Below are 21,758 nucleotides of genomic sequence, written 5' to 3' on the forward strand. Positions count from 1 at the left end.
GCCGACATTTGCTAGAGAAGTCTTTCTAGAGATATCTTTAGGGTATGTCGAGGCCGGAGATCCAACTCACCGACCCCCGAGCCCTGCGGGGGTACGCGCACCCGCTCCGGATAGCCCTGCTCGGGCTGCTCCGCCGGGAGGGCCCACTGACCGCGACCCAGGCCGCCGACCGGCTCGACGAGAGCGTGCCGAACTGCTCCTACCACCTGCGCCAGCTCGCCAAGTACGGTCTCGCCGAACGGTCCGAGGGCGCAGACGCCCGGGAGCGACCCTGGCAGGCGACCGCGCTCAGCACCTCCTGGGACGACCTCTCCGACGATCCGGAGACCCGGGCAGCGGCCAACCACCTCAACGCGATGATCCTGGACCACTACGTCGCCCGGGCCCGGGCGCACCTGGCCCGACGGGCCTACGAACCGGCGGACTGGCGTGCGGTGCTCGGCTTCGGCGACGCGCTCGTGCACGTCACCGCGGCGGAACTGGCCGAACTGACCCGACGGATCGAAGCCCTGCTCGCCGAGTACGACGAACGGCTGACCGACCCGTCGACCCGGCCCGAGGGCTCCCGGGCGATCGGCCTCATCCAACTGGTCGTGCCCAGCGATCCGCCACCGAAGCCGGCCGGCGAGCCGGGACGATGACCGGCACCCTCACCCCACCGGTGGCGGCGCACCGCCGCCGGCACCGGGTGCCGCACCTGCTCCGCCAGGCACCGTTCCGGCGGTACTGGTCGGCCCAGACCGTGTCACTCTTCGGCGACCAGATCTCCGCGCTCGCCCTGCCCCTGCTGGCGGTGCTCGGCACCGACGCCGGACCTGCCGAGATGGGCTACCTGACCGCCGCCGCGCTGATCCCGAACCTGCTCTTCTCGCTGCTCCTCGGCGCCTGGATCGACCGCTACCCGCACAAGCGCCGGGTGATGGTCCTCGCCGACCTCGGCCGGGCGGTGCTGCTCGCTGCCGTGCCGGTGGCGTACCTGTTCGGGGCGCTCTCCCTCAACCAGCTCTACGCGGTGGCCTTCCTGACCGGCACCCTGGCGGTGCTCTTCGAGGTCGCGCACAGCGCCCTCTTCGTCTCGCTGGTGCCCCGCAGGGACTACGTCGACGCGAACGCGCTGACCAACGGCAGCCGGGCGATGTCGTACGTCGCCGGGCCGAGCGCGGGTGGAGTTCTGGTGCAGACCCTCTCCGCTCCCGTGGCGCTGCTCGCCGACGCGGTGTCGTACCTGGTCTCGGCGCTCTTCCTGGCCCGGATCGGGCCGACCCGGCCCACGGAGCCGGCCCCGGCCGACGACGGCACCGGGCTTGGCATCGGGCAGGGGCTGCGGTTCGTCGTCCGCTCCCCGATCCTCCGCTCGCTGCTGCTCGGCACGACCACGCTGAACCTCTTCAACTACATGTTCAGCGCGCTGTTCGTGCTCTACGTCAGCACCGAACTGGGACTCTCCCCCGGCCTGCTGGGGCTGGTGATCGGGGTCGGTTCGGTCGGTGCGCTGCTCGGCGCGGTGCTCACCGGTCGACTCGTGCGCCGGTTCGGCATCGGCCGGACCGTGCTGGCCAGCTTCGCGCTCTTCCCGGCCCCGCTGGTGCTGGTGCCGCTGGCCGGCGGGCCGACCCCGGCGGTGCTGGGCGCGCTCGTCGTCGCGGAGTTCCTCTCCGGACTCGGCGTGATGATGCTGGACATCACCGTCGGGTCACTACAGGTCGCGGTCACCCCGGAACGGCTGCTCGCCCGGGTCACCGGGGCGAAGCGGACCGTCAACTTCGGCATCAGGCCGGTCGGCGCCGTGCTGGGTGGCAGCCTGGGTGCCGCCCTCGGGGTACGCCCGACGCTCTGGATCGCCACCGTCGGGGCGGTCGCCGGGCTGCTCTGGGTGCTGCCCACCGCCATTCCGAGGCTGCGCGACCTGCCTGAGCCGGACCACGCTGTCGTGGGATGACGGGTGCGATCCGCCCCGGAGACGCCGCTGGCCGGGTCCCCGGTGGTGGGGACCCGGCCAGCGGGTTGGTGTTGGGTGGTGTGTCAGCTGTTGGTCCAGGCGTCGGCGACGAGGTCGGCGGCCTGGTCCTCCCACTGTGCGTACGCGTCGGGGTACGCGGAGACCTGTACCTTCTGCGCGGCCACGGTCAGCGGCAGGTTCTGCCAGCCGTCGACCTGCTTCAGTGCCTTGAGGAACGCGGTGGTGGAGTACTCCGGATCGGTGATCTGCTCCACCGAGCCCCAGCCCGAGGACGGGCGCTGCTGGAACAGGCCCTGCGAGTCGTGGTCGTTACGGGCACCCAGGTGACCCAGGTTCTCCAGCTTCGACTCCTGCAGGCTGGTACCGACCGCGATCACCGCGGCCCGTTCGTCCAGGCCGGCCTTCTTGGTGGCCTTCACGATCGCCCTGACGTTGTCGGACTGCTCACCCGACAGCGGGATCCTCGACTGCTTGCCCTGCACACCGTGCGGTACCAGCTTGTCCCGCGACGGCTTACGATCCTTACTCTTGCGGTCCTTGTCCCGCTTGTCGTGCTTGAGGATGTCCTTGCCACCCTTGTCGTCCTTGTCGGCCAGGACCGACTGCGACACCGGGGAGCCGACATGCTCGGCAGCGGCCTGCGCGGCGACGGCCGGGCCGGCGACGGTACCGCCGACGAAGGCCAGACCAGCCACACCCAGGGCGGTCCTACGGATCAGGGAGGTCTGCTCGATGGCCGGGAGCCATCGGCTGAACATGGTCGTGTTCATGATGGTCTTCCTTCCAATCGGGGATGAACACCCCACCGGGGGGATGGGGTGTCATTGGAGAAACCTGTCCCGAGACGCCACAGGTCTCCAGGGACAAGCGAGGAACGCCCGAACACCTGCCCGGGGGGTGCCGGTACTCGGGCGAACACAGTATGTAACGACCGGGCGCCCCGGATCATTCCCCGGCGCCTGACCACCAGTGCAGGTCACGACTGGTGGTACTCGGTCGCACGGGTGATGTAACGACTGCCGGCCTGCCGACATTCCACCGACCACCCGCGGCCGAAGTGGATCATGGATCGGATCCGGACATCGCGCTCACAACCACCCAGACTGCCGCAGGCAGACGACAGAACCAGCATCGACACTTCCGCATGCGATCACATCGACATCCACTTATCCTGATCGAATGTTTGTCCGAATAGTGATCTCCGCACTACTGACCGCATCTTTCGCCGTGCTCGGCACCGGCGGGGCGGCGCACGCCGACGAGACCAGGCAGTTCCGTGGTGAGGGCTCCAGCAGCTTCGGGTTTGCCTATGAGTGGGCCTACGGCCAGGCCCTGGGCAGGGCCCGGGACGCCGGCTTCACCGATTGCGAAGTGATCGACAGCTACATCTGGCCCGGCGGGTACAGCGCGTGGGTGCTGCTGGAGTGCACCCGCTGACCGCCTGTACCTCGGCCAGGTGGTGCGACCACGGGACGGCCGGCTATACCCGCTTGTCGGCGATTTCCGGCGGTTCCGCCGGGTGCAGCGCCGCGACGATCGCCTCGGCGGTACGCCGGCCCACCCCGGGCACCTCGGCGATCTCGTCCACCGTGGCCGCCGACAGCCGCTTCACCGACCCGAAGTGCCGCAGCAGTGCCTTGCGGCGTACCTCGCCGAGGCCGGCGATCTGGTCGAGGCCGGAGATGGTCATCCGCTTGGAGCGGCGTTGCCGGTGGAACGTGATGGCGAATCGGTGCGCCTCGTCCCGGACGCGTTGCAGCAGGTAGAGCCCCTCCGAGGTGCGCGGCAGGATCACCGGGAACTCGTCGCCGGGCAACCAGACCTCCTCCAGCCGTTTGGCCAGCCCGCAGAGTCCGATGTCGTCGATGCCCAGTTCGGCGAGGACCTCCGCGGCGACGGCGACCTGGGGCTGCCCGCCGTCCACCACCACCAACTGCGGTGGGTACGCGAACTTGCGCGGACGTCCGGTGGTCGGGTCGATGCCCGGCCGGTCCGGGTCGGAGGCCATCTCGTCACCGATCTCCCCGATCTCACCCCGCACCTGGAGATAGCGGGCGAACCGGCGACGCAGCACCTCGGAGAGCGCCGAAAGATCGTCGGTGGCCCCGCGCACCACGAACCGCCGGTACTCGCTCTTGCGGGCCAGTCCGTCCTCGAAGACGACCATGCTGGCCACCACGTCGGTGCCCTGGATCTGCGACACGTCGTAGCACTCGATGCGCAGTGGTGCGGTACGCAGCCCGAGCGCCTCGGTGATCTCGTCCAGCGCCTCGCTGCGGGTGGTCAGGTCACCGGCCCGGCGCAGCTTGTGCCGGGTCAGCGCCTCGGCCGCGTTCCGCGCCACCGTCTCCAGCAGCGCCTTCTTGTCGCCGCGCTGCGGCACCCGCAGGGCGACCTTTCCGCCCCGCCGCGCCGACAGCCACTCGGCCAGCGCGTCGACGTCGGCCGGCAGCGCGGGCACCAGCAGCTCGCGGGGCATGTCCCCCTCCCCCTCGGCCTCGCCGTAGACCTGGGAGCAGAAGTGGTGCACCAGGTCTCCGGTGCTCAGGTCCTCAACCTTCTCCACCACCCAGCCGCGCTGGCCGCGTACCCGCCCGTCCCGGACGTGGAAGACCTGGACCGCCGCCTCCAGCGGATCCTCGGCGAACGCCACCACGTCGGCGTCGGTACCGTCGCCGAAGACCACGGTCTGCTTCTCCATCGCCCGGCGCAGCGCCACGATGTCGTCACGCAGCCGGGCGGCCCGTTCGAACTCCAGCGCCTCGCTGGCCTCGCCCATCTCACGTTCGAGCCGGCGGACCATCTGGTCGGTACGGCCGCCCATGAAGTCGCAGAACTCGTCGACGATCCGGCGGTGCTCCTCGGCCGAGGTCCGCCCGACGCAGGGCGCGGAGCACTTGTCGATGTCGCCGAGCAGGCACGGCCGGCCGATCTGGGCCTGCCGCCGGAACACCCCGGCCGAGCAGGTCCGGGCCGGGAAGACCCGGAGCAGCAGGTCCAGCGTCTCGCGGATCGCCCAGGCGTGCGAGTACGGCCCGAAGTAGCGCACCCCCCTGCGCTTGGCGCCCCGCATCACCTGGAGCCGGGGGAACTCCTCGTCGAGAGTGACCGCGAGATAGGGGTACGACTTGTCGTCCCGGTAGCGCACGTTGAACCGGGGGTCGTACTGCTTGATCCAGTTGTATTCGAGCTGGAGCGCCTCGACCTCCGTGCCGACGGTGACCCAGTCCACGCTGCCGGCGCTGGTGACCATCTGCTGGGTGCGCTGGTGCAGGTTCCACAGGTCGCCGAAGTAGGAATTGAGTCGGCTGCGCAGGCTCTTGGCCTTGCCGACGTAGATCACCCGGCCGGTGGGATCGCGGAACCGGTAAACCCCGGGCAGGTCGGGAATCGTGCCCGGTGCCGGGCGATAGGTAGCGGGGTCGGGCACGCCGACAAGCCTAGACCCCGCCTGGGACACCGCCTGGCACGGCGACGGATGGTCGGCCGTGCCAGGCGCCCCGGGTTCAGGCCAGGACGATGTCGTCGCCGTCGACGTTGATCTTCTTCTCGGCCAGCGGCTTCGTCGCCGGGCCACCCTTCACCGAGCCGTCCGCCACGGAGAACTTGCTGAAGTGGCAACTACAGTTGATCGTGCCCCCGTCGACGCCGGTCACCGGGCACTGCTGGTGGGTGCAGATCGAACTGAAAGCCTTGAACTCGCCCTCGGTCGGCTGGGTGACCACGACCTGCTGGTCGGCGAGGATCTTGCCGCCGCCAACCGGAATCTCGCTTTTCTTGGCCAGCGCGGCGGCGCTGCCACCCTTGGCCGGAGCGCTCGGCGAACCGGTGGGGGACGGAGCACCGCCGGCCGACGGGCTGTTTCCGGTGCCGTCGAGCGCGTCGTCGTCACCGGTGCCGCAGGCGGCCAGCACCACGGACACTCCCACCGCACCCGCACCCGCCAACAGCGCCCGTCGGGTCTGCGTGCCCGGCCCGGTCAGTTCGTCACTCATACCTAGCCTTCCTCTTCGGCGCCGCGCTCCTGGTCGTCCGCGGCCACGCCCGAAGACACGGATATATCCACCAACTGGTTCAACCGGACCGCTGTCAGGACTTGCCGGTACGTCGGCTCTTCGCCGTGCCGGTCTTCGCGGTCGCGGCCTTCGCGGTCGTGCCCACCCGGGCGGCGCCGTCCTTCACCGTACCGTCGCCGGCCCGGCCGTTACCGGACTTCACGGCACCGTCACCGGCCTTGGCCGTAGCGCCGTTCGCCCTGGTCGCGGTGCCGTTGGCCTTCGCGGTGCCGTTGGCCTTCGCGGTGCCGTTGGCCCGGGCCGCCCGGGTGGTGGCCGCGCTCGCCCCCCGGGCCGGGCCGGTCAGCCCGAGTACCGGCCGGAGGAACTGCCCGGTGTGACTCTCCGGCACCTCCGCCAACTCCTCCGGCGTACCGGCGGCCAGCACCATGCCGCCCCGGTGCCCGCCCTCCGGCCCCATGTCGACCAGCCAGTCGGCGGTCTTGATCACGTCGAGGTTGTGCTCGATGACGATCACGGTGTTGCCCTTGTCGACCAGGCTGTCCAGCACCCCGAGCAGCTTGCGGATGTCCTCGAAGTGCAGCCCGGTGGTCGGCTCGTCGAGCACGTACACCGTCCGGCCGGTCGAACGCTTCTGCAACTCGGAGGCGAGCTTGACCCGCTGCGCCTCGCCGCCGGAGAGGGTGGGCGCCGGCTGGCCGAGCCGGACGTAGCCGAGGCCGACGTCGACCAGGGTCTTCAGGTGCCGGTGGATGGCCGGGATCGCCGAGAAGAACTCGGCCGCCTCCTCGATCGGCATCTCCAGGATGTCGGAGACCGTCCGCCCCTTGTAGTGCACCTCCAGGGTCTCCCGGTTGTAGCGGGCGCCCTTGCAGACCTCGCACGGCACGTAGACGTCCGGCAGGAAGTTCATCTCGATCTTGATAGTGCCGTCGCCGCTGCACGCCTCGCACCGGCCGCCCTTGACGTTGAACGAGAACCGACCCGGCCCGTACCCCCGGACCTTCGCCTCGGTGGTCTCGGCGAAGAGCTTGCGGACGTGGTCCCAGACCCCGGTGTACGTCGCCGGATTGGACCTCGGGGTACGCCCGATCGGCGACTGGTCGACCCCGACCACCTTGTCGACGTTCTCCAGCCCGGTGATCCGGGTGTGCCGGCCGGGCACCAGCCGCGCCCCGTTGATCTGGTTCGCCAGCACCGTGTAGAGGATGTCGTTGACCAGGGTCGACTTGCCCGAACCGCTGACGCCGGTGACCGCGATGAACTGGCCGAGCGGGAACGACACGGTGAGGTTCCGCAGGTTGTGCTCGCGCGCACCCTGCACCACCAGCTCCCGGCCCGGCGTCTGTGGCCGGCGCCCCTTCGGGGTCGGGATCGATCGGCGCCCGGAGAGGTACGCCCCGGTCACCGACTCGGAGTTGGTCAGCAGGTCCGGCACGGAACCGCTGTGCACGATCCTGCCGCCGTGCTCGCCGGCCCCGGGCCCGATGTCGACGATCCAGTCCGCCGTCCGGATGGTGTCCTCGTCGTGCTCCACCACGATCAGCGTGTTGCCGAGTCCCTTGAGCCGGACCAGGGTCTCGATCAGCCGGTGGTTGTCCCGCTGATGCAACCCGATCGACGGCTCGTCCAGCACGTAGAGCACTCCGACCAGCCCGGAGCCGATCTGGGTGGCCAGCCGGATCCGCTGCGCCTCGCCGCCGGAGAGCGTGCCGGCCGGCCGGTCCAGCGACAGGTAGTCGAGGCCGACGTCGACCAGGAAGCGCAGCCGGGCGTTGATCTCCTTGAGCACCCGCTCGGCAATCATCTTCTGCCGGTCGGTCAGGGTCATCCCGCCGAGCAGCTCCGCGCACTCGCCGACCGAGAGCGCGCAGACCTCGGCGATGTTCCGCCCGCCCAGGGTGACCGCCAGCACCTCCGGCTTGAGCCGGCTGCCCCGGCAGACCGGGCAGGGCACGTCCCGCATGTATCCCTCGTACTTGTCCCGGGACCAGTCCGACTCGGTGTCGTTGTGCCGCCGCTCGATCCACTGCACCACGCCCTCGAAGCCGGTGTAGTAGGAGCGCTCACGGCCGTACTTGTTGCGGTAGCGCACGTGCACCTGGTCGCCGGAGCCGTGCAGGATGGTCTTCTGCGCCCGGGACGGAAGCGCCCGCCACGGGGTGTCGAGGTCGAAGTGCTCGGCCTCGGCCAGCGCCTGCAAGAGGCGGAGGAAGTATTCCTGGGTCTGCCCGCCGGACCACGGCTGGATCGCGCCCTCGCGCAGTGTCCGCTCCACGTCCGGCACGACGAGTTCGGAGTCGACCTCCTTCTTGGTGCCCAGCCCCGTGCACTCCGGGCAGGCGCCGTACGGGGCGTTGAAGGAGAAGACCCGGGGTTCGAGGTCCTCGATCGCCAGTGGGTGGTCGTTGGGGCAGGCCAGGTGCTCGGAGTAGCGGCGCTCCCGCTGCGGGTCGTCCTCGGGCAGGTCGACGAAGTCGAGCAGCACCAGCCCGCCGGAGAGGCCGAGCGCGGACTCGACCGAGTCGGTGAGCCGCTGCTTGGCGCTCGCCTTGACGGTGAGCCGGTCCACCACCACCTCGATGGTGTGCTTCTCCTGCTTCTTCAGCTTGGGCGGCTCGGTGAGCGGATGGACCACCCCGTCGACCCGGGCCCGGGCGTACCCCTTGGCCTGGAGCTCGGCGAAGAGGTCGACGTATTCGCCCTTGCGGCCGCGCACCACCGGGGCCAGCACCATGAACCGGGTGCCCTCCTCCATCGCCAGCACGCGGTCGACGATCTGCTGCGGGCTCTGCCGGGAGATCCGCTGACCGCAGATCGGGCAGTGCGGCTCGCCGACCCGGGCGAAGAGCAACCTGAGGTAGTCGTAGACCTCGGTGATGGTGCCGACGGTGGAGCGCGGGTTGCGCGAGGTGGACTTCTGGTCGATCGAGACGGCCGGGCTGAGCCCTTCGATGAAGTCGACGTCCGGCTTGTCCATCTGGCCCAGGAACTGTCGGGCGTACGACGACAGCGACTCGACGTACCGGCGCTGCCCCTCGGCGAAGATCGTGTCGAAGGCCAGGCTGGACTTGCCGGAACCCGAGAGCCCGGTGAAGACGATCATGGCGTCGCGTGGCAGGTCGAGGTTGACGTCGCGCAGGTTGTGTTCACGCGCGCCACGGATGATCAGTCGGTCGGCCACTGTCCGCGCACTCCCGGGAAGAAAAGATATGTTCTGTCCGATTCGCTGGCGCGCGAAGCGCCGGTTTCGTTGACGCAGAAGAGCGCCTCGGCAACTCTAGCCCCGGGGTACGACAGTTTTCCGCACCGACAGATTCCCGCAGTTCAACGTCACGATCCCCGGACACTCACCGTCCCGGGCCGCCCCGACTCCGCTGCTCCTTGCGAACCCGCTTCCCTCGGTACCGCTCCTCGGCCGCCAGGCGCGCGTCCCGGCGGCGTGTCTCGAACGCCACCTCGCGCTGGAGCTTCAGCCAGCTCGCCCAGCGCCGCGGGCTCAGCTCGCCGGTCTCCAGCGCGCCCCGGATCGCGCAGTCCGGCTCGCCCCGGTGCCCGCAGTCGGTGAAGCGGCACTCCGCGACGAGCGCGGCCACGTCGGCGAAGGCCCGGTCCAGCCCGACCGCCGCGTCGAGCAGGCCCACCGCCCGCACGCCCGGGGTGTCCAGCACCGCACCCCCGCCCGGAATCGGGATCAGTTGCCGGTGCGTGGTGGTGTGCCGGCCCTTGCCGTCCACCCCGCGTACCCCCTGGGTGGTCATCACCGTCGCCCCGGCCAACGCGTTCACCAGCGTCGACTTGCCGGCGCCGGACGGCCCGAGCAACGCCAGGGTCCGGCCGGCGGCGACCCACCGGCGCAGCCCGGTCAGCCCGGTGCCGTGCTGGGCGCTGACCGCCAGCACCTCGACGCCCGGCGCCACCTGGCCGAGCTGCTCGGCCACCGCCGCCGGATCGGCGACCAGGTCACACTTGGTGAGTACCAGCAGCGGGGTGGCGCCGGACTCCCAGGCCAGCGCGAGCAGCCGCTCGATCCGGGCCACGTCCGGTGACGGATGCAGCGGCTCGATCACCGCCGCCGCGTCCGCGTTGGCCGCCAGCACCTGGCCGGTCGAGTCCTTGTCGGCGGTCCGCCGCACGATCGCGGTGCGCCGGGGCAGCACCGCCTCCACGGTCAGTCGCCGGTCCGGCCAGTCCCGGAGCAGCACCCAGTCCCCGGCGCACGGCAGGTTGACCGCGTCCCGGGCGGCCGCCACCAGCACCCCGCCGCCGAGACTGGCCCGGACCGGTCCCCCTGCGCCGAGGACCGTGCAGATTCCCCGGTCCGCCCGGGCCACCCGCCCGGGGCGTAGTTCGTCGCCGCGCTCGGGATACGCCGCGGCCGTGGACGCGTCCCAACCGAGGGACACGAGATCGATGGTCATGTCTACCCTTGTCGTCAGGAGTGGAATTCAACGGTCGAATTCAGAAGTGGAAACGGTTGCCCCGCGCACTGCGACCGGCATGCATCCCACCCCCTCACGCCCTGCGGGTACTCCTCCTCGACGGTAGGTGCTGATACGACCGGACCGAAAGCCAATTCCGGCCCGCCACTCCCGCCACTCCCGCCCGAGGTGTGCGGGCCGGACCGGTCGTCGGGCGCTATGGTCGTGAGTCGTGACACTCGACCCACTCGCGCTGCTGCCCGAGGTGGACCGGGCGACGGATCGGCTGTTGCGGACCGTCGACGGGCTCGACGACGCCGCGATCGGCGAGCCGTCCCTGCTCCCCGGCTGGACCCGGGGGCACGTGCTCAGCCACCTGGCCCGGAACGCCGACAGCTACGTCAACCTGCTGACCTCGGCGCGTACCGGCGAGGACATCCCGCAGTACCCGACCCCGGCGGTCCGGAACGCGGACATCGCGGCCGGCTCGGCCCGGCCGGCCGCCGCCCAGCTCGCCGACCTGCGGGCCAGCGCGGAGCGGTTCGCCGAGGCCGCCCGGGCGCTCCCGGCGGAGGCCTGGGCCGCCCAGGTCCGGTCCGCCCGAGGGCTCCGGCCCGCCGCCACCCTGGCCTGGGGACGGCTGCGCGAGGTGGAGGTGCACCACGTCGACCTCGCCGCCGGCTACCGGACAGCCGACTGGCCGGAGGCGTTCGGTCAGCGGCTGCTGCACGAGGTGGTGCACGACCTGGCCCAGCGGGACGATCCACTCGCCCTGGTGCTGGTGCCCGCGGAGACCGGGCAGCCGCTGACCATTGGCAGCGGCCGGGGCCGGCCGGTCGGCATCCCCGCCGCCGAGAGCGGCCCGGAGCTGCGTACCGTCGCCGGCCCGGCGCACGAACTGGCGGGGTGGCTGACCGGCCGGAGCACCGGTGCCGGCCTGGTCGTCACGCCCGCCGGGCCGCTGCCGGCACCCCCGCCCTGGATCTGATCCGCCGACCGCCTCGATCCAGCCGACCCGCCCTCGATCCGGCTCGACTCTGACCCGCTGATCCACTCTGACCCGCTGATCCGCTGATCCACTCGGAGGCACCCGACCATGAGCTACACCGGAGACGTCGTCGCCGACGGCCCGCCCGACGTACGCCAGTTGACCGGCCTCACCGTCAGCAAGCTCTCGGTCGGCCCGATGGACAACAACGCGTACCTGCTGCGCTGTGCCTCCACCGGCGAGCAGGTGCTGATCGACGCGGCCAACGAAGCGCCCCGGCTGCTGGAACTGATCGGCGAGGGCGGGCTGGCCGCCGTGGTCACCACGCACGCACACATGGACCACTGGGTCGCCCTGGAGGAGGTTCTGGCCAGCACCGGGGCCCGATCCCTGGTGCACGCGGCCGACGCGGACGGGCTGCCGATCCCCTCCGAGCCGCTCGCCGACGGTGACCGGGTCCGGGTCGGCGACCGCGAACTCGAGGTGATCCACATCGTCGGGCACACTCCGGGTTCCGTCGCGCTGCTCTATCGGGACGACGTCGACGGGACACACCTGTTCACCGGGGACTCGCTGTTCCCGGGAGGTCCCGGAAGGACGACCAATCCGAACGAGTTCGCGCAGATCATGGACGACCTCGAGACCAAGGTGTTCGGTGTCCTGCCGGACGACACCTGGTTCTACCCCGGCCACGGCAAGGACTCGACCCTCGGCGCCGAGCGTCCGTCGATCCCGGGGTGGCGGGCCCGGGGCTGGTAGTCGGAGCGGACCTCGCCGGTGCCGGATGTCCCCACTCGGCGCCGGATGCGCCCTCGCGTGCCGGACGCCCCTGCTCGGGGACTCGCCCTCGGGGTGGCCGGCCCGCTGCTCAGCGTCGGACGAGCCGGGACCGGGAGGCGCGTTTCACGGACCGGGCCGCCACCGACCACCACGGAGCCATCGGCTGGGCCATCCGCAGCAGCCGGTCGGCGTTCCAGCGGTCGCTCCGACGCCTGCCTCGGGCCGCGTCCGTGCGCTTCCGCGCCGTCACCACGCCGACGATCACCGCGACGGCACCGAGGGCGATGGGCACCGGGTTGTGGCGGACGAATCCGCCTGCCCGGTTGACCGAGGCCCCCATCACCTGAGCACCGCGTACGGCCTGCTGGCCGGCATCCGCGGCAATCCGGCCCACCCTCCGCTGCGCCTGTCCCACCTTCTGGCCGGCCGCTTCCGGTAGTTGCGCGGCCTTCTCGCGGACTGTCCCGGTGACCTGCGTCGATCGTTCCCGAAGCCGGTTCGTGGTCTGTTCGGCCTTCTCGCGGCCACGGGCCCGCACGTCCGTCTTGGCGGCCAACGCCTGAACCGTCTCGCCGAGTTCGGTGCGCCGCCGGTCGATCTCCGCACGAGTCCGGTCCACGTCGCCGACGCCGTCCCCCGGCATCATGACCGTCCCCGATCCCGGGCCGCGTTCCGCACCGTCTCGGCATCGGCGCGCAGGCTTCCCGCCGTCGATTTCGGCATCGGAGGTGCCGCACCACGGACCCGCTCCCGACCGGATCGCGCGAGCAGGCCCGCCATACCCGCAAGGACGGCGGCGACGACCAGGGCGGCCAGGGCGGCCGGGATGACATAGCTCAACGCCACCACGGCCGCGGCGACCAGCGCACCACCGGCGTAGAGGGCCAGCGCACCGCCACCGCCGAAGAGCCCGACGCCTACGCCCGCGCGCTTGCCCTTCTCCGACACCTCCAGCCGCGCCAGTGCGAGCTCCTCGCGGAGCAGCCCGGATATCTGGTCGGCGGCCCGCTGCACCAGCTCGGGTGTGGTGGCTCCGTCGCCGCTCGTACTTGTGCTGGCCGAGACATCCCCCATGGCTTCTCCTCCCGTACGACTGTCGGACCGGGCTCCCGCGACCGACGCGAGCCCGGCAAGCCGTCGGAGTCGGGCCCTGCGGCAGCGGCACCATCCCTGCTGTCGGGCGGCCGCCACGGGCGTGTTGAGGGCGTCGCACGTCCGCCCACACCGGCCGATGCCCCGGCTGGGTCCGTCCCGAAGGTTCGGTCGACTCGCCAAGGACCTACTGCTCTTCCATGGTGCCACCGGCCATCGCCGGGCCGGGACGAAACCGCGGCTTCGGCTTGGCACGTTAGGCTAATGGGTGTAGCTTTAAAGCTATGGCTAACCCCCGCTACCTTCGCCGCCCTGAGGGACGCATCGCGTACGACCTGTGGGAGGGTGCCGGGCCGCTGGTGATCTGCACGCCGGGGATGGGCGAGTTGCGCCAGTCGTACCGGCTGCTCGCGCCGAAGCTGGTCGAGGCGGGCTACCGGGTGGCCGTGATGGACATCCGGGGGCACGGTGACAGCGACGCCAGCTTCTCCGGCTACGACGACCTGGCGCTCGCCAGCGATCTGCTCGCGCTCGTCGACGAGCTCGGCGGACCCGCCCACCTGGTCGGCAACTCCATGGGCGCCGGTGCCGCCGTGATCGCCGCCGCCGACGCCCCGGCGAAGGTACGCGGCCTCGCCCTGCTCGGCCCGTTCGTCCGGCAACCCGCCGGCGCGGCCGTGCTGAACCTGCTCTTCCGGATCATGCTCGTCCGGCCCTGGGGCCCGGCTGCCTTCCTCGGCTACTACCCGAAGTGGGTGCCCGGCGCCAAGCCCGACGGCTACCAACAACACCTCGCCCTGGTGCGGGACAACCTGCGCCGGCCCGGCCACTGGCGGGCGTTCGTGCGGACCACCCGCACCTCGCACGAGCCGGCCCGGCGGCGGCTGCCCGAGGTGTCCGCCCCCGCCGTCGTGGTGATGGGCGCCGCCGACGTGGACTGGAAGGACCCGGCGGCCGAGGCCCACTGGATCGGCGAACAGCTCGGCGCCGAGGTCGTGATGGTCCCCGGAGTGGGACACTTTCCGCAGACCCAGGCACCCGATGTGGTCGCCGCGGCCGTCACTCGACTGGTCGAAGAGGGCTCCTGAATCCGATCCCGACAACGCCGCACCGGTCGCCCACCGGCACCGGAAACGCCGCCGCGCAGGCGTTTCCGGCAGGTGATCCGACGGTACGGAAGATGAAGCCGAAAAAGATGTTGCCGCGCTCGGAGGCGGCCCCTACCGTGGTGGGCACAGCGATCAACGAAATTGGCGCGTCAAATCGACAGGAGCAACCGATGTTGTGGCAGACCTCTTCGCGAGCGTGGCGGCAGCTGCCGGACGCCTCGACGAGCCTCGCCATGCTCGGGCGCCCCGTCCACCTAGGCTCCGGCGCATGTGCCGACCTGGGCGGCTGGCGGACGTAACGCGACTCCACTCGCGTCCACGCCGCCCTCCCCGCCCCGGGACCGGGCGGCGTTTCTCTTGCCCGCACTGATTCCAGCACACAGGGGTGTGGCGCAACTGGCAGCGCAGCGGCCTCCAAATCCGAAGGTTGCAGGTTCGAGTCCTGTCGCCCCTGCTTCTCCCCCGGCCTCGGCCGGCGGGACCGGTACCACGTTGAAAAATCCACAGTGGATGGCATTGTTGATGCCCGGCCGGCGCCGTACCACCGCGCCGGCCGGGCAGATCCGGGGCGAGGGAGACGGCTGACCCGCCTGTTTTGGGTACAGGAGAAACCGAGTTCGATTCTCGGGCCCCGGACCGCACCCCGTCGGGAATGGTGTAACTGGCAAAGGCCAGCCGCTCCGGTAGCCCAAGGGCAGGAGGCAGCGCGCTCAAAACGCGCACAGTGTGCGTTCGAATCGCACCCGGAGCATCTCACGCGGTTGTAGCGCAGTTGGCAGCGCGCCACCTTGCCATGGTGGAGGTCCCGGGTTCGAATCCCGGCAGCCGCTCCGAACACCCACGAGAGCCCAGCACATCGGCGAGAGCTTCGCGACATTCACGAGAAGAGGAGGTGTCCGGTGGACGTCCTGGTCATCAACGCCGACCTCGGCCCGCTCCACCGGGTCAGTCTCCACCGACGCCGGCATGGTGCTGCGATCGGCAGCGACGGTACCCACCTGGGCCGCGCTGACCCGGCGCTGACGGCGGCCGGCGGATTCTCCCCCGCCGGCCGCCCATTCCCGGATCGTCCAACTGGCAGGACTCCTGATTCTGGATCAGGCAATCGAGGTTCAAATCCTTGTCCGGGAGCGCGATGCCCTCGTGGCCCAATTGGTAGAGGCGCCAGGTCGAGAGCCTGGTCATCGTGCGCGTTCGAGTCGCGCCGAGGGCACTTTGGGGTGAGTGCTGGTGCACAGCGTTGCCTTGCAAGCTTCGCGTGCGCGGTTCGATCCCGCGTCACTCCACCCATGCCCGGGTAGCCCAACGGAAGAGGCCGCCGGCTCAGAACCGGTGCGTTGCAGGTTCGACTCCTGCTCCGGGTACGTACGCGTCATTGTCTGCGCGGTTCGGAAGGACGGCCGAGAGGTCCATGGCGCCGCCCTGCTAAGTGCGTGTGGAGAAGTTCTTGTTTGGACGGTGTGGCGGGATGGCCGCCGCGGTCCGGGTGGGCTGGCCCGCGCCTACGAACGCCAGCCGGAAGTTTCCGAAGCACTCATTCGCTGGGCAGGCATCAATGGCATGCTCCGCCGGATCACCAGCGGAAAACCGGCCCAGCGCCAACTTCGCCGCACCTCCGACGCTGCCTCCGCAGCCCGTCATGGCTCCCGAGGTAGCCTGCGTTGATGGCTGTGAAGGTTTCCAGAGCCGACGTCATCGCATTTCGGCTCCACGCCCAGCACCTCACCGAACGCTTGGGCGAGCAGAGGCTGCTCGACGCGGCCGGGTTGTGCGGCGTCCAGAACAGCCCGCCCGGGTCGGCGCTGCTAGCCCTGCACGCCCGGGTGCGCAACCTCTCGCAGGATCGGGTCGACGAAGCAGTAGCCGAGGACAAGAGCCTCCTGCAGAGCTGGTGCATGCGCGGCTCGCCGTTCTACTTCCCGACCGCTGATGCACCGGTCTTCACCACCGGAGTGCTCCCGCCGACCGAGGAGGCGATGCGCCAGTTCATCCTCGGGGCAGGGCAATCGGTGGACAAGCTCGGCCTCAGCCTCACCGAGACCGTTGAGCTGACCGGTACCGAGATCAGTGATGTCCTGACCGGACGTCGACTCGCCATCGACGAACTCGGCGCAGAACTCGCCGAGCGGATCGCCCGCAAGCTGTCGAAGAAGCAGCGCGACATCTGGGAACAAGAAGGTCCCCATGCCGCCGGCCAACCGCTCGGCGAGGCCGTCGTGCACTTCTGCATCCGCATCCTCACCTTGCAGAAAGTGGTTTGCTTCGCGCCACGCGACGGGAACAAGGCACCGTTCGTCCTGGTCGATGAGTGGCTGGGTGATCCGATCCCGGACACCGACCCGAAGACCACGCGCGCCGAGCTGCTCCGCCGATACCTCCGCTGCTACGGTCCGTCGACCCGAGCGGACTTCGCCGCTTGGCTGGGCGTCCGTGCCGGCGACGCCGGCACCTGGTGGAGCCTGGTCGAGGACGAGATGACGGAGGTCGATTTCGGCCGCAAGACGTGGATACTTACGGAGGACCTTGATGCGTTGCAGTCGGCTCCGACGCCCAAGGGGGTGCGTCTTCTTCCACCTCGCGACCCCTACACGCAGCTGCGTGACCGCGAGACAGCCATTGACAAGCAGTATCACCGGGACGTGTGGAAGGCCGTAGGCGACCCGGGCACGGTGCTCGTTGATGGCGAGATCGCCGGTGTTTGGCGTCCGCGTAAGAGCGGGCGGAAGCTGACCCTCACTCTGAAATCCTTCGGCACCTTGCCGGCTCGGAACAAAAAACCGCTACAAGCAGAGGCCGAGCAGGTCGCAACACTGCGGGGTGCCTCGTCCGTCGACGTCGAGTTCGACTCCTATTGACCGATGCAGCGCCAGCGGCAAAAGCGGTCAACCAGCTCCCAATGCTGGTCGATGAGATCGCACGGGCATCCCTAGCGCGGTGCCTTACGTCATGCCGTCGATCCACGCTGGACCGTTCTGGCGTCGTGATCACGCAGCCACGCCGAGGTTTCTCAAACACGCTCTAACGGGCACACCCGACGACAGGGTCGCCGGACGCGGCGGCGACGACTACCGTCTGCCCGACGAGACCGAAAGGATCATGGTGCCGAATCCCACCGAACTGCACAAGGTCAACGCGCTGGTGCAGGGCTTCAAGCCGCAGGCCAAGCGGGAGCTCACCGACGCCCACCGGCGTACCCAGAAGGCACCGCCGCTCTCCGGCATCTCCCGGACCTACCAGCCGTTCGCCGACGACATCCGGGAGCAGTTGCCGCCGGAGTCGACCCGGGTGCAGTACACCGTCCAGGAGGTCCTGGACGACGTCGCCACGACCATGGGCCGACTCTTCGACCTCCAGTTCCTCCAGGACACCGGCAACGCCACCGCCAAGGCCGACGTGGTGGTCGACGGGCGGACCCTGATCCGCCAGGCACCGGTCACCTATCTGCTCTTCCTGGAGAAGCAGCTCGTCGACCTGCGTACCTTCGTCGACGGGCTGGCCACCCTGGACGCGGCGGAGCGCTGGGAGTTCGATCCGGATCGCGGCTGCTACGCGAGTACCCCGAGCCAGACGCAGAAGATGCGCAAGGTGCACCGCAACCACGTCAAGGCCGAGGCGACGGAGAAGCACCCGGCGCAGGTCGAGGTCTACACCGAGGACGTACCGGTGGGGACCTGGACCACGGTGAAGCTCTCCGGCGCCCTCCCGGCCGAACGGGTCAAGGTGCTCCGCGGACGCGTCGACAAGCTGTTGGAGGCGGTGAAGGTGGCCCGCGAGGAGGCGAACAGCACCACGGTGCAGGACCGCACCGTCGGCGACGAGGTGTTCGGCTACCTCTTCGGGTAGCCTCCCAGACACCCCCGTGGAGCGGGGGGTGGCGCGAACTGCGCCGAGACTGAGACTGACTCGTCAGACTCATCAGAGGTGGCGGTTCCAGTGGAGGTTCGAGTCCTCCCCTCGGCACTCCGAGCCGAGGTAGCCCAACCGGTAGAGGCAGACCGACACCGAGCAGGCTGAGACTATCGCTCCAGGCTCAGCACCCCCACCGATCGCCAGATCTACCGACCACGACCATCTCGACGAGATGCTGGTTCGAGTCCAGTCTGCCGCTCTACCTGCGGCGGTCGCTTAATGGCAAAGCGCGTCGACTGTAGACTGATCGTGGATCTTAAATGTCGCTGGCGTGCGAACGGGTGGAACCTCAGGACCCCCGGGGTCGGGCATACCCCGGGGGTCCGCCAAATTCTCCGAAGGCGCCGCCCGGCGGCGGAGTCGGTCAGCCTCGATGCCATCCACCGTGGACACCATGGACGCGGGCGTTGGCTGCTCGGCCGCCACCGGATGGTGGCGGTGTGCCCGGTTCGACACCGGGGTCCATGACTCGCCGGCCGGCGGTGATGATGACGGGGGAACGCCGGCCGGCGCCACACCGCTTTCCGGCGCCGGCCCTTGTTCAGGAGCGGGGAGTCCGTGCGGTCCACCAGGCGCGCACGCCGAGTACGCCGACCGTGGTACCGATGGCCAGGGACGCCCCGATCAGCAGGGCGTGCACCCACAGGAAACTGGTCGGGCTGCCCTGCCCGATCTCCCCGGTCGACCAGGCCCGGGCGTCGTTCCAGATCGCGACGGCGAACCGCGGCCAGATCGCCCAGGTCCAGACGCCGACCAGGATCAGGAAGCCGGCCCAGCGCCGCGACAACACCATGGCAGCCCAGTATGCCAGCCAGGCCCCGGCCGGCCCGAGCCGCCAACCTCACCGGGACCGGCCCGGGCCGGCGGCCTCGCCCGGGCCGGTCCCGGCGGCCGGTCACCCCCCCCGACCGGCCGCCGGTCCGGCCCCGGTTGCGTGATCACGCCCCCGACCGGCTACTGCCCCCGACCCCGTCGGCCCCCGTGCGCGTGATCCGCGTTCCCCCCGGGTGGCGCCGGCCGGTCGCCCAGCCGCCCGGCGCCACCCGCATCCCCCGACCGCCGAGAACCGCCCGGTCAGCCCTCGACCGTCGAGGCGAGTCGGCGGCGTACGCCCAGCAGGACGAGGCCGCCGAAGAGCATCCCGAAGCCCACCGTGCCGAGCAGCGCGAACGACTCGCCGGGCAGCAGCCCGCCGACCGACCGGGCCAGGAGGCCGAGCACCATGTAGAGCCCGGCCCAGAGCACCGCGCCGACCGCAGCGAAACCCAGGAACCGCCGGTACGACATCCGCAGCCCGCCGGCGGCCAGCGGCAGTAGCGCGTTGAGCACCGGCAGGAACGGCGCCACCATCACCATCCGGCCCCCGCCACTGCCGAGCATCCGCTCGGCGGCTGCCCAGCGCTCCTGCCCGATCCACGCCCCGGTACGGCTGCGCCGCAGTCGGGCGCCGAACCGCCGGCCGGCGAGGAAGGTGAGCGACCAGCCACCGAGACAGCCGGCGATCACCGCCAGGAACGCCCCCAGGCTGGCCGGTCGACCGACTCCCACCGCGGCCAACACCGCGACGTCACCGGGCACGAGTACGCCGAGCAGCGGAATCGCGTCCAGCATCATGACCCCGCCGAGTACCGCCAGGAAGACTCCTGACGGCAGCTCCCCCACCTGAACCAGCCAGTCCGCCACGTCAGGAACGTTACGGCCGGAACCCTCCCCGGACATCCGGGTCGAGCCCTGGTAAGTGGCACGGGCAACCCTGACTGGTACTAGGGGTGGGTCCGTCGTCCGGCGTAGGCCGGAGGTTTGCACGACTCCTGGCTTCCGCCCGCGCGGAGTACCGAGGGAAGCTACTGTCGGTGACGTGCAGGGCACGCCACGCACCAGGCGCGCCGCTAAGGAGACACCCATGGCAAGCGGAACCGTCAAGTGGTTCAACTCGGAAAAGGGCTTCGGCTTCATCGAGCAGGACGGCGGAGGGCCGGACGTGTTCGTCCACTACTCCGCGATCGCGACGTCCGGCTACCGGGAGCTCAACGAGGGGCAGAAGGTCGACTTCGACGTCACCCAGGGCGAGAAGGGCCCGCAGGCGGCTAACGTTCAGCCGCACTGAGCAGCTCGCGACGCGCCGGCCGGGCCGGCAGCTCCGCGGTGTGCTTCGGCAGCTCCGCAACGCACGCCGGCACATCTTCGGTGTGTTCCCGATCGGGCAGGTCGCGGCGCTGGCGCAGCGGGCCGATCAGCAGGATCAGCCCGCTCAGCGCCAGCCCGGCGGTGATCACCCACATCGCCGGGCGGAGGCCGAGCGTCGTACCGAGCGCGCCGCCGAGCACGGCACCGAGCGGGATGGTGCCGAGGTTGACCACCTGCATGGTCACGCTGACCCGGCCGAGCAGCCGGTGTGGCACGTACGCCTGGCGGAAGCCGGTCTTGATCACGTTGCCGGCGACCACGCCGGCGCCGATCACCACTCCGGCCAGCACCAGCAGCCCGAGCCGAGCCCCGGGGGCGGTCATCGGGATCAGCAGCCCGAACGGTTCCGCGCCGAGGGCGCAGAGCAGCAGCGCGCGGGCACTGCCGAGGCGGCGGGACAGCGCGGTGGCGATCGCGGCGCCGACGACTCCGCCGAGGCTCATCACGGCGACCAGGCCGCCGACGGTGCCCGGACCCACCCCGACCTCGCGGACCAGGAAGACGACCAGCAGCGCCTGATAGCCGATCAGGCCGAGATTGCTGACCGCACCCCAGACGGTGAGCACCCGCAGGTAGGGATCGCGGGCGGTGAACCGTACCCCCTCGGCGATCTGCCGGCCGAGGCCCGCCGCCGGATCGGCGCGGCGGCGCGGCTCACGGCGGCGGATCGACAGCAGGCAGGCGGCCGAGCCGAGGAAGCCGATCACGTCCACCAGCAGCGCGGTCGCCGCGCCGACCAGGTTGGCCAGCAGGCCGGCCATGCCCGGACCGGCCACCTGGGCCACCGCCTCGGTGCCCTGGAGCTTCGCGTTACCCTCGGCCAGGTCGGTCCGGTCCAGCAGGGTGGGCAGGTAGACCAGGTACGCGGTCTTGAAGAAGACGCTCACCGTGCCGCCGGCCAGCGCGACGGCCAGCAGGTGCCCGATGCTGAGTACGCCGAGCCAGCCGGCGACCGGCACGCTGGCGAAGAGCAGCGCGGCGGCCAGGTCGCAGGTCACCATCACCGGCCGGCAGCGCAACCGGTCCACCCAGGCGCCTGCCGGCAGACCGACCAGCAGCCAGGGCAGCCACGCGGCGGCGGTCAGCAGCGCCACCTGTAAGGTGCTGGCTCCGAGTGTGGCGACCGCCACCAGGGGCAGCGCGACACTGGTGACGCTGGCGCCGAAGGTGCTGCCGGCCTGTCCGATCCAGAGCAGCCGGAAGTCTCGTTGCCGGAGCAAACTCATCTCTTCTCCGCGTCTCGCTCGCCCGTACCGGGCCGGCTGGGCTGGCTCAGGGCTGGGCTGGTTCAGGGCT

18 protein-coding genes, 6 tRNA genes and 1 pseudogene are annotated in these 21,758 nt (G+C 70.5%); 15 read left to right on the plus strand and 10 right to left on the minus strand.

The genetic code is table 11. The annotated features are described in order from the left end of the window. Nucleotides 1-44 precede the first annotated feature (44 nt). Nucleotides 45-641, plus strand: coding sequence for a helix-turn-helix domain-containing protein (locus EV371_RS01965; RefSeq protein WP_130460528.1), 597 nt, complete (start codon nucleotides 45-47; stop codon nucleotides 639-641). After that, nucleotides 638-1,939: an MFS transporter gene (locus tag EV371_RS01970; protein WP_130460529.1), complete on the plus strand. Its 1,302-nt coding sequence runs from the start codon at nucleotides 638-640 to the stop codon at nucleotides 1,937-1,939. Before EV371_RS01965 ends, EV371_RS01970 begins: the two co-directional genes overlap by 4 nt. An 83-nt stretch (nucleotides 1,940-2,022) precedes the next feature. On the opposite strand, the gene EV371_RS01975 is transcribed toward EV371_RS01970, so the two are convergent. Next, nucleotides 2,023-2,730 (minus strand): hypothetical protein, encoded by a 708-nt coding sequence (locus tag EV371_RS01975; protein WP_486484442.1) that lies wholly within the window; start codon nucleotides 2,728-2,730, stop codon nucleotides 2,023-2,025. Between the two features lie 409 nt (nucleotides 2,731-3,139). Between EV371_RS01975 and EV371_RS01980 the strand changes: the two genes are divergently transcribed. Beyond that, nucleotides 3,140-3,397 (plus strand): hypothetical protein, encoded by a 258-nt coding sequence (locus EV371_RS01980; protein ID WP_130460530.1) that lies wholly within the window; start codon nucleotides 3,140-3,142, stop codon nucleotides 3,395-3,397. A gap of 43 nt (nucleotides 3,398-3,440) precedes the next feature. Here EV371_RS01980 and uvrC read toward each other — a convergent pair whose 3' ends face one another. The 4 genes and pseudogenes from uvrC to rsgA form a co-directional block, all read right to left on the minus strand. Then, nucleotides 3,441-5,390: an excinuclease ABC subunit UvrC gene (gene uvrC / locus EV371_RS01985; protein WP_130460531.1), complete on the minus strand. Its 1,950-nt coding sequence runs from the start codon at nucleotides 5,388-5,390 to the stop codon at nucleotides 3,441-3,443. Nucleotides 5,391-5,466: 76 nt separating this feature from the next. Further along, the gene (locus tag EV371_RS01990) at nucleotides 5,467-5,955 is read right to left on the minus strand and encodes a Rieske 2Fe-2S domain-containing protein (protein ID WP_130460532.1); all 489 of its coding nucleotides are present in this window, start codon (nucleotides 5,953-5,955) and stop codon (nucleotides 5,467-5,469) included. Nucleotides 5,956-6,187: 232 nt separating this feature from the next. Further along, nucleotides 6,188-9,160, minus strand: a pseudogene (gene uvrA / locus EV371_RS01995) (excinuclease ABC subunit UvrA); the annotation flags it as partial. 166 nt (nucleotides 9,161-9,326) lie between these two features. Continuing rightward, on the minus strand, nucleotides 9,327-10,397 hold the full coding sequence (gene rsgA, locus EV371_RS02000) for a ribosome small subunit-dependent GTPase A (protein ID WP_130460534.1): 1,071 nt from the start codon (nucleotides 10,395-10,397) through the stop codon (nucleotides 9,327-9,329). A gap of 232 nt (nucleotides 10,398-10,629) precedes the next feature. Here rsgA and EV371_RS02005 point away from each other — a divergent pair, with 232 nt between their 5' ends. Beyond that, nucleotides 10,630-11,385, plus strand: a complete 756-nt coding sequence (locus EV371_RS02005) for a maleylpyruvate isomerase family mycothiol-dependent enzyme (protein ID WP_130460535.1) — start codon at nucleotides 10,630-10,632, stop codon at nucleotides 11,383-11,385. Nucleotides 11,386-11,493: 108 nt separating this feature from the next. Beyond that, nucleotides 11,494-12,144 carry an MBL fold metallo-hydrolase gene (locus tag EV371_RS02010; protein ID WP_130460536.1) on the plus strand — a complete coding sequence of 217 codons (651 nt, stop codon included), beginning with the start codon at nucleotides 11,494-11,496 and terminating at the stop codon, nucleotides 12,142-12,144. Between the two features lie 109 nt (nucleotides 12,145-12,253). On the opposite strand, the gene EV371_RS02015 is transcribed toward EV371_RS02010, so the two are convergent. Together EV371_RS02015 and EV371_RS02020 are read right to left on the minus strand one after the other, a co-directional pair. Continuing rightward, a complete protein-coding gene (locus EV371_RS02015) occupies nucleotides 12,254-12,811 on the minus strand; it encodes a DUF3618 domain-containing protein (RefSeq protein WP_349339825.1) in 558 nt (185 codons plus the stop codon). Next, nucleotides 12,808-13,239: a phage holin family protein gene (locus EV371_RS02020; RefSeq protein WP_130460537.1), complete on the minus strand. Its 432-nt coding sequence runs from the start codon at nucleotides 13,237-13,239 to the stop codon at nucleotides 12,808-12,810. Before EV371_RS02020 ends, EV371_RS02015 begins: the two co-directional genes overlap by 4 nt. Nucleotides 13,240-13,541: 302 nt before the next feature. On the opposite strand from EV371_RS02020, the gene EV371_RS02025 reads away from it, so the two are divergent. The 9 genes from EV371_RS02025 to EV371_RS02065 all read left to right on the plus strand — a co-directional run bounded on the left by EV371_RS02025 (nucleotide 13,542) and on the right by EV371_RS02065 (nucleotide 18,209). Further along, on the plus strand, nucleotides 13,542-14,345 hold the full coding sequence (locus EV371_RS02025) for an alpha/beta fold hydrolase (protein ID WP_130460538.1): 804 nt from the start codon (nucleotides 13,542-13,544) through the stop codon (nucleotides 14,343-14,345). A gap of 402 nt (nucleotides 14,346-14,747) precedes the next feature. Next, nucleotides 14,748-14,820 (plus strand) — tRNA-Trp (locus EV371_RS02030). Nucleotides 14,821-15,043: 223 nt separating this feature from the next. Further along, nucleotides 15,044-15,117: transfer RNA gene (locus EV371_RS02035), tRNA-Leu, on the plus strand. Nucleotides 15,118-15,123: 6 nt separating this feature from the next. Continuing rightward, nucleotides 15,124-15,196: transfer RNA gene (locus EV371_RS02040), tRNA-Gly, on the plus strand. Between the two features lie 229 nt (nucleotides 15,197-15,425). Further along, nucleotides 15,426-15,497 (plus strand) — tRNA-Gln (locus EV371_RS02045). 6 nt (nucleotides 15,498-15,503) lie between these two features. After that, nucleotides 15,504-15,579: transfer RNA gene (locus EV371_RS02050), tRNA-Leu, on the plus strand. Nucleotides 15,580-15,657: 78 nt separating this feature from the next. Next, nucleotides 15,658-15,730 (plus strand) — tRNA-Leu (locus EV371_RS02055). Between the two features lie 300 nt (nucleotides 15,731-16,030). Continuing rightward, nucleotides 16,031-17,221, plus strand: coding sequence for a winged helix DNA-binding domain-containing protein (locus tag EV371_RS02060; RefSeq protein ID WP_130460539.1), 1,191 nt, complete (start codon nucleotides 16,031-16,033; stop codon nucleotides 17,219-17,221). Nucleotides 17,222-17,462: 241 nt separating this feature from the next. Beyond that, the gene (locus EV371_RS02065; RefSeq protein ID WP_130460540.1) at nucleotides 17,463-18,209 is read left to right on the plus strand and encodes a DUF7873 family protein; all 747 of its coding nucleotides are present in this window, start codon (nucleotides 17,463-17,465) and stop codon (nucleotides 18,207-18,209) included. A gap of 607 nt (nucleotides 18,210-18,816) precedes the next feature. Here EV371_RS02065 and EV371_RS02070 read toward each other — a convergent pair. Together EV371_RS02070 and EV371_RS02075 are read right to left on the minus strand one after the other, a co-directional pair. Then, on the minus strand, nucleotides 18,817-19,068 hold the full coding sequence (locus EV371_RS02070; protein ID WP_130460541.1) for an SCO4848 family membrane protein: 252 nt from the start codon (nucleotides 19,066-19,068) through the stop codon (nucleotides 18,817-18,819). A 281-nt stretch (nucleotides 19,069-19,349) separates the two neighbouring features. Further along, the gene (locus EV371_RS02075) at nucleotides 19,350-19,958 is read right to left on the minus strand and encodes a VTT domain-containing protein (RefSeq protein ID WP_207230377.1); all 609 of its coding nucleotides are present in this window, start codon (nucleotides 19,956-19,958) and stop codon (nucleotides 19,350-19,352) included. 220 nt (nucleotides 19,959-20,178) lie between these two features. Between EV371_RS02075 and EV371_RS02080 the strand changes: the two genes are divergently transcribed. Beyond that, the gene (locus EV371_RS02080) at nucleotides 20,179-20,382 is read left to right on the plus strand and encodes a cold shock domain-containing protein (protein WP_130460543.1); all 204 of its coding nucleotides are present in this window, start codon (nucleotides 20,179-20,181) and stop codon (nucleotides 20,380-20,382) included. Here the strand turns inward: EV371_RS02080 and EV371_RS02085 are convergent. Continuing rightward, nucleotides 20,363-21,688: an MFS transporter gene (locus tag EV371_RS02085; protein ID WP_130460544.1), complete on the minus strand. Its 1,326-nt coding sequence runs from the start codon at nucleotides 21,686-21,688 to the stop codon at nucleotides 20,363-20,365. The genes EV371_RS02080 and EV371_RS02085 overlap by 20 nt on opposite strands. Nucleotides 21,689-21,758: the final 70 nt, after the last annotated feature.

This window comes from Plantactinospora sp. CNZ321, assembly GCF_004217235.1.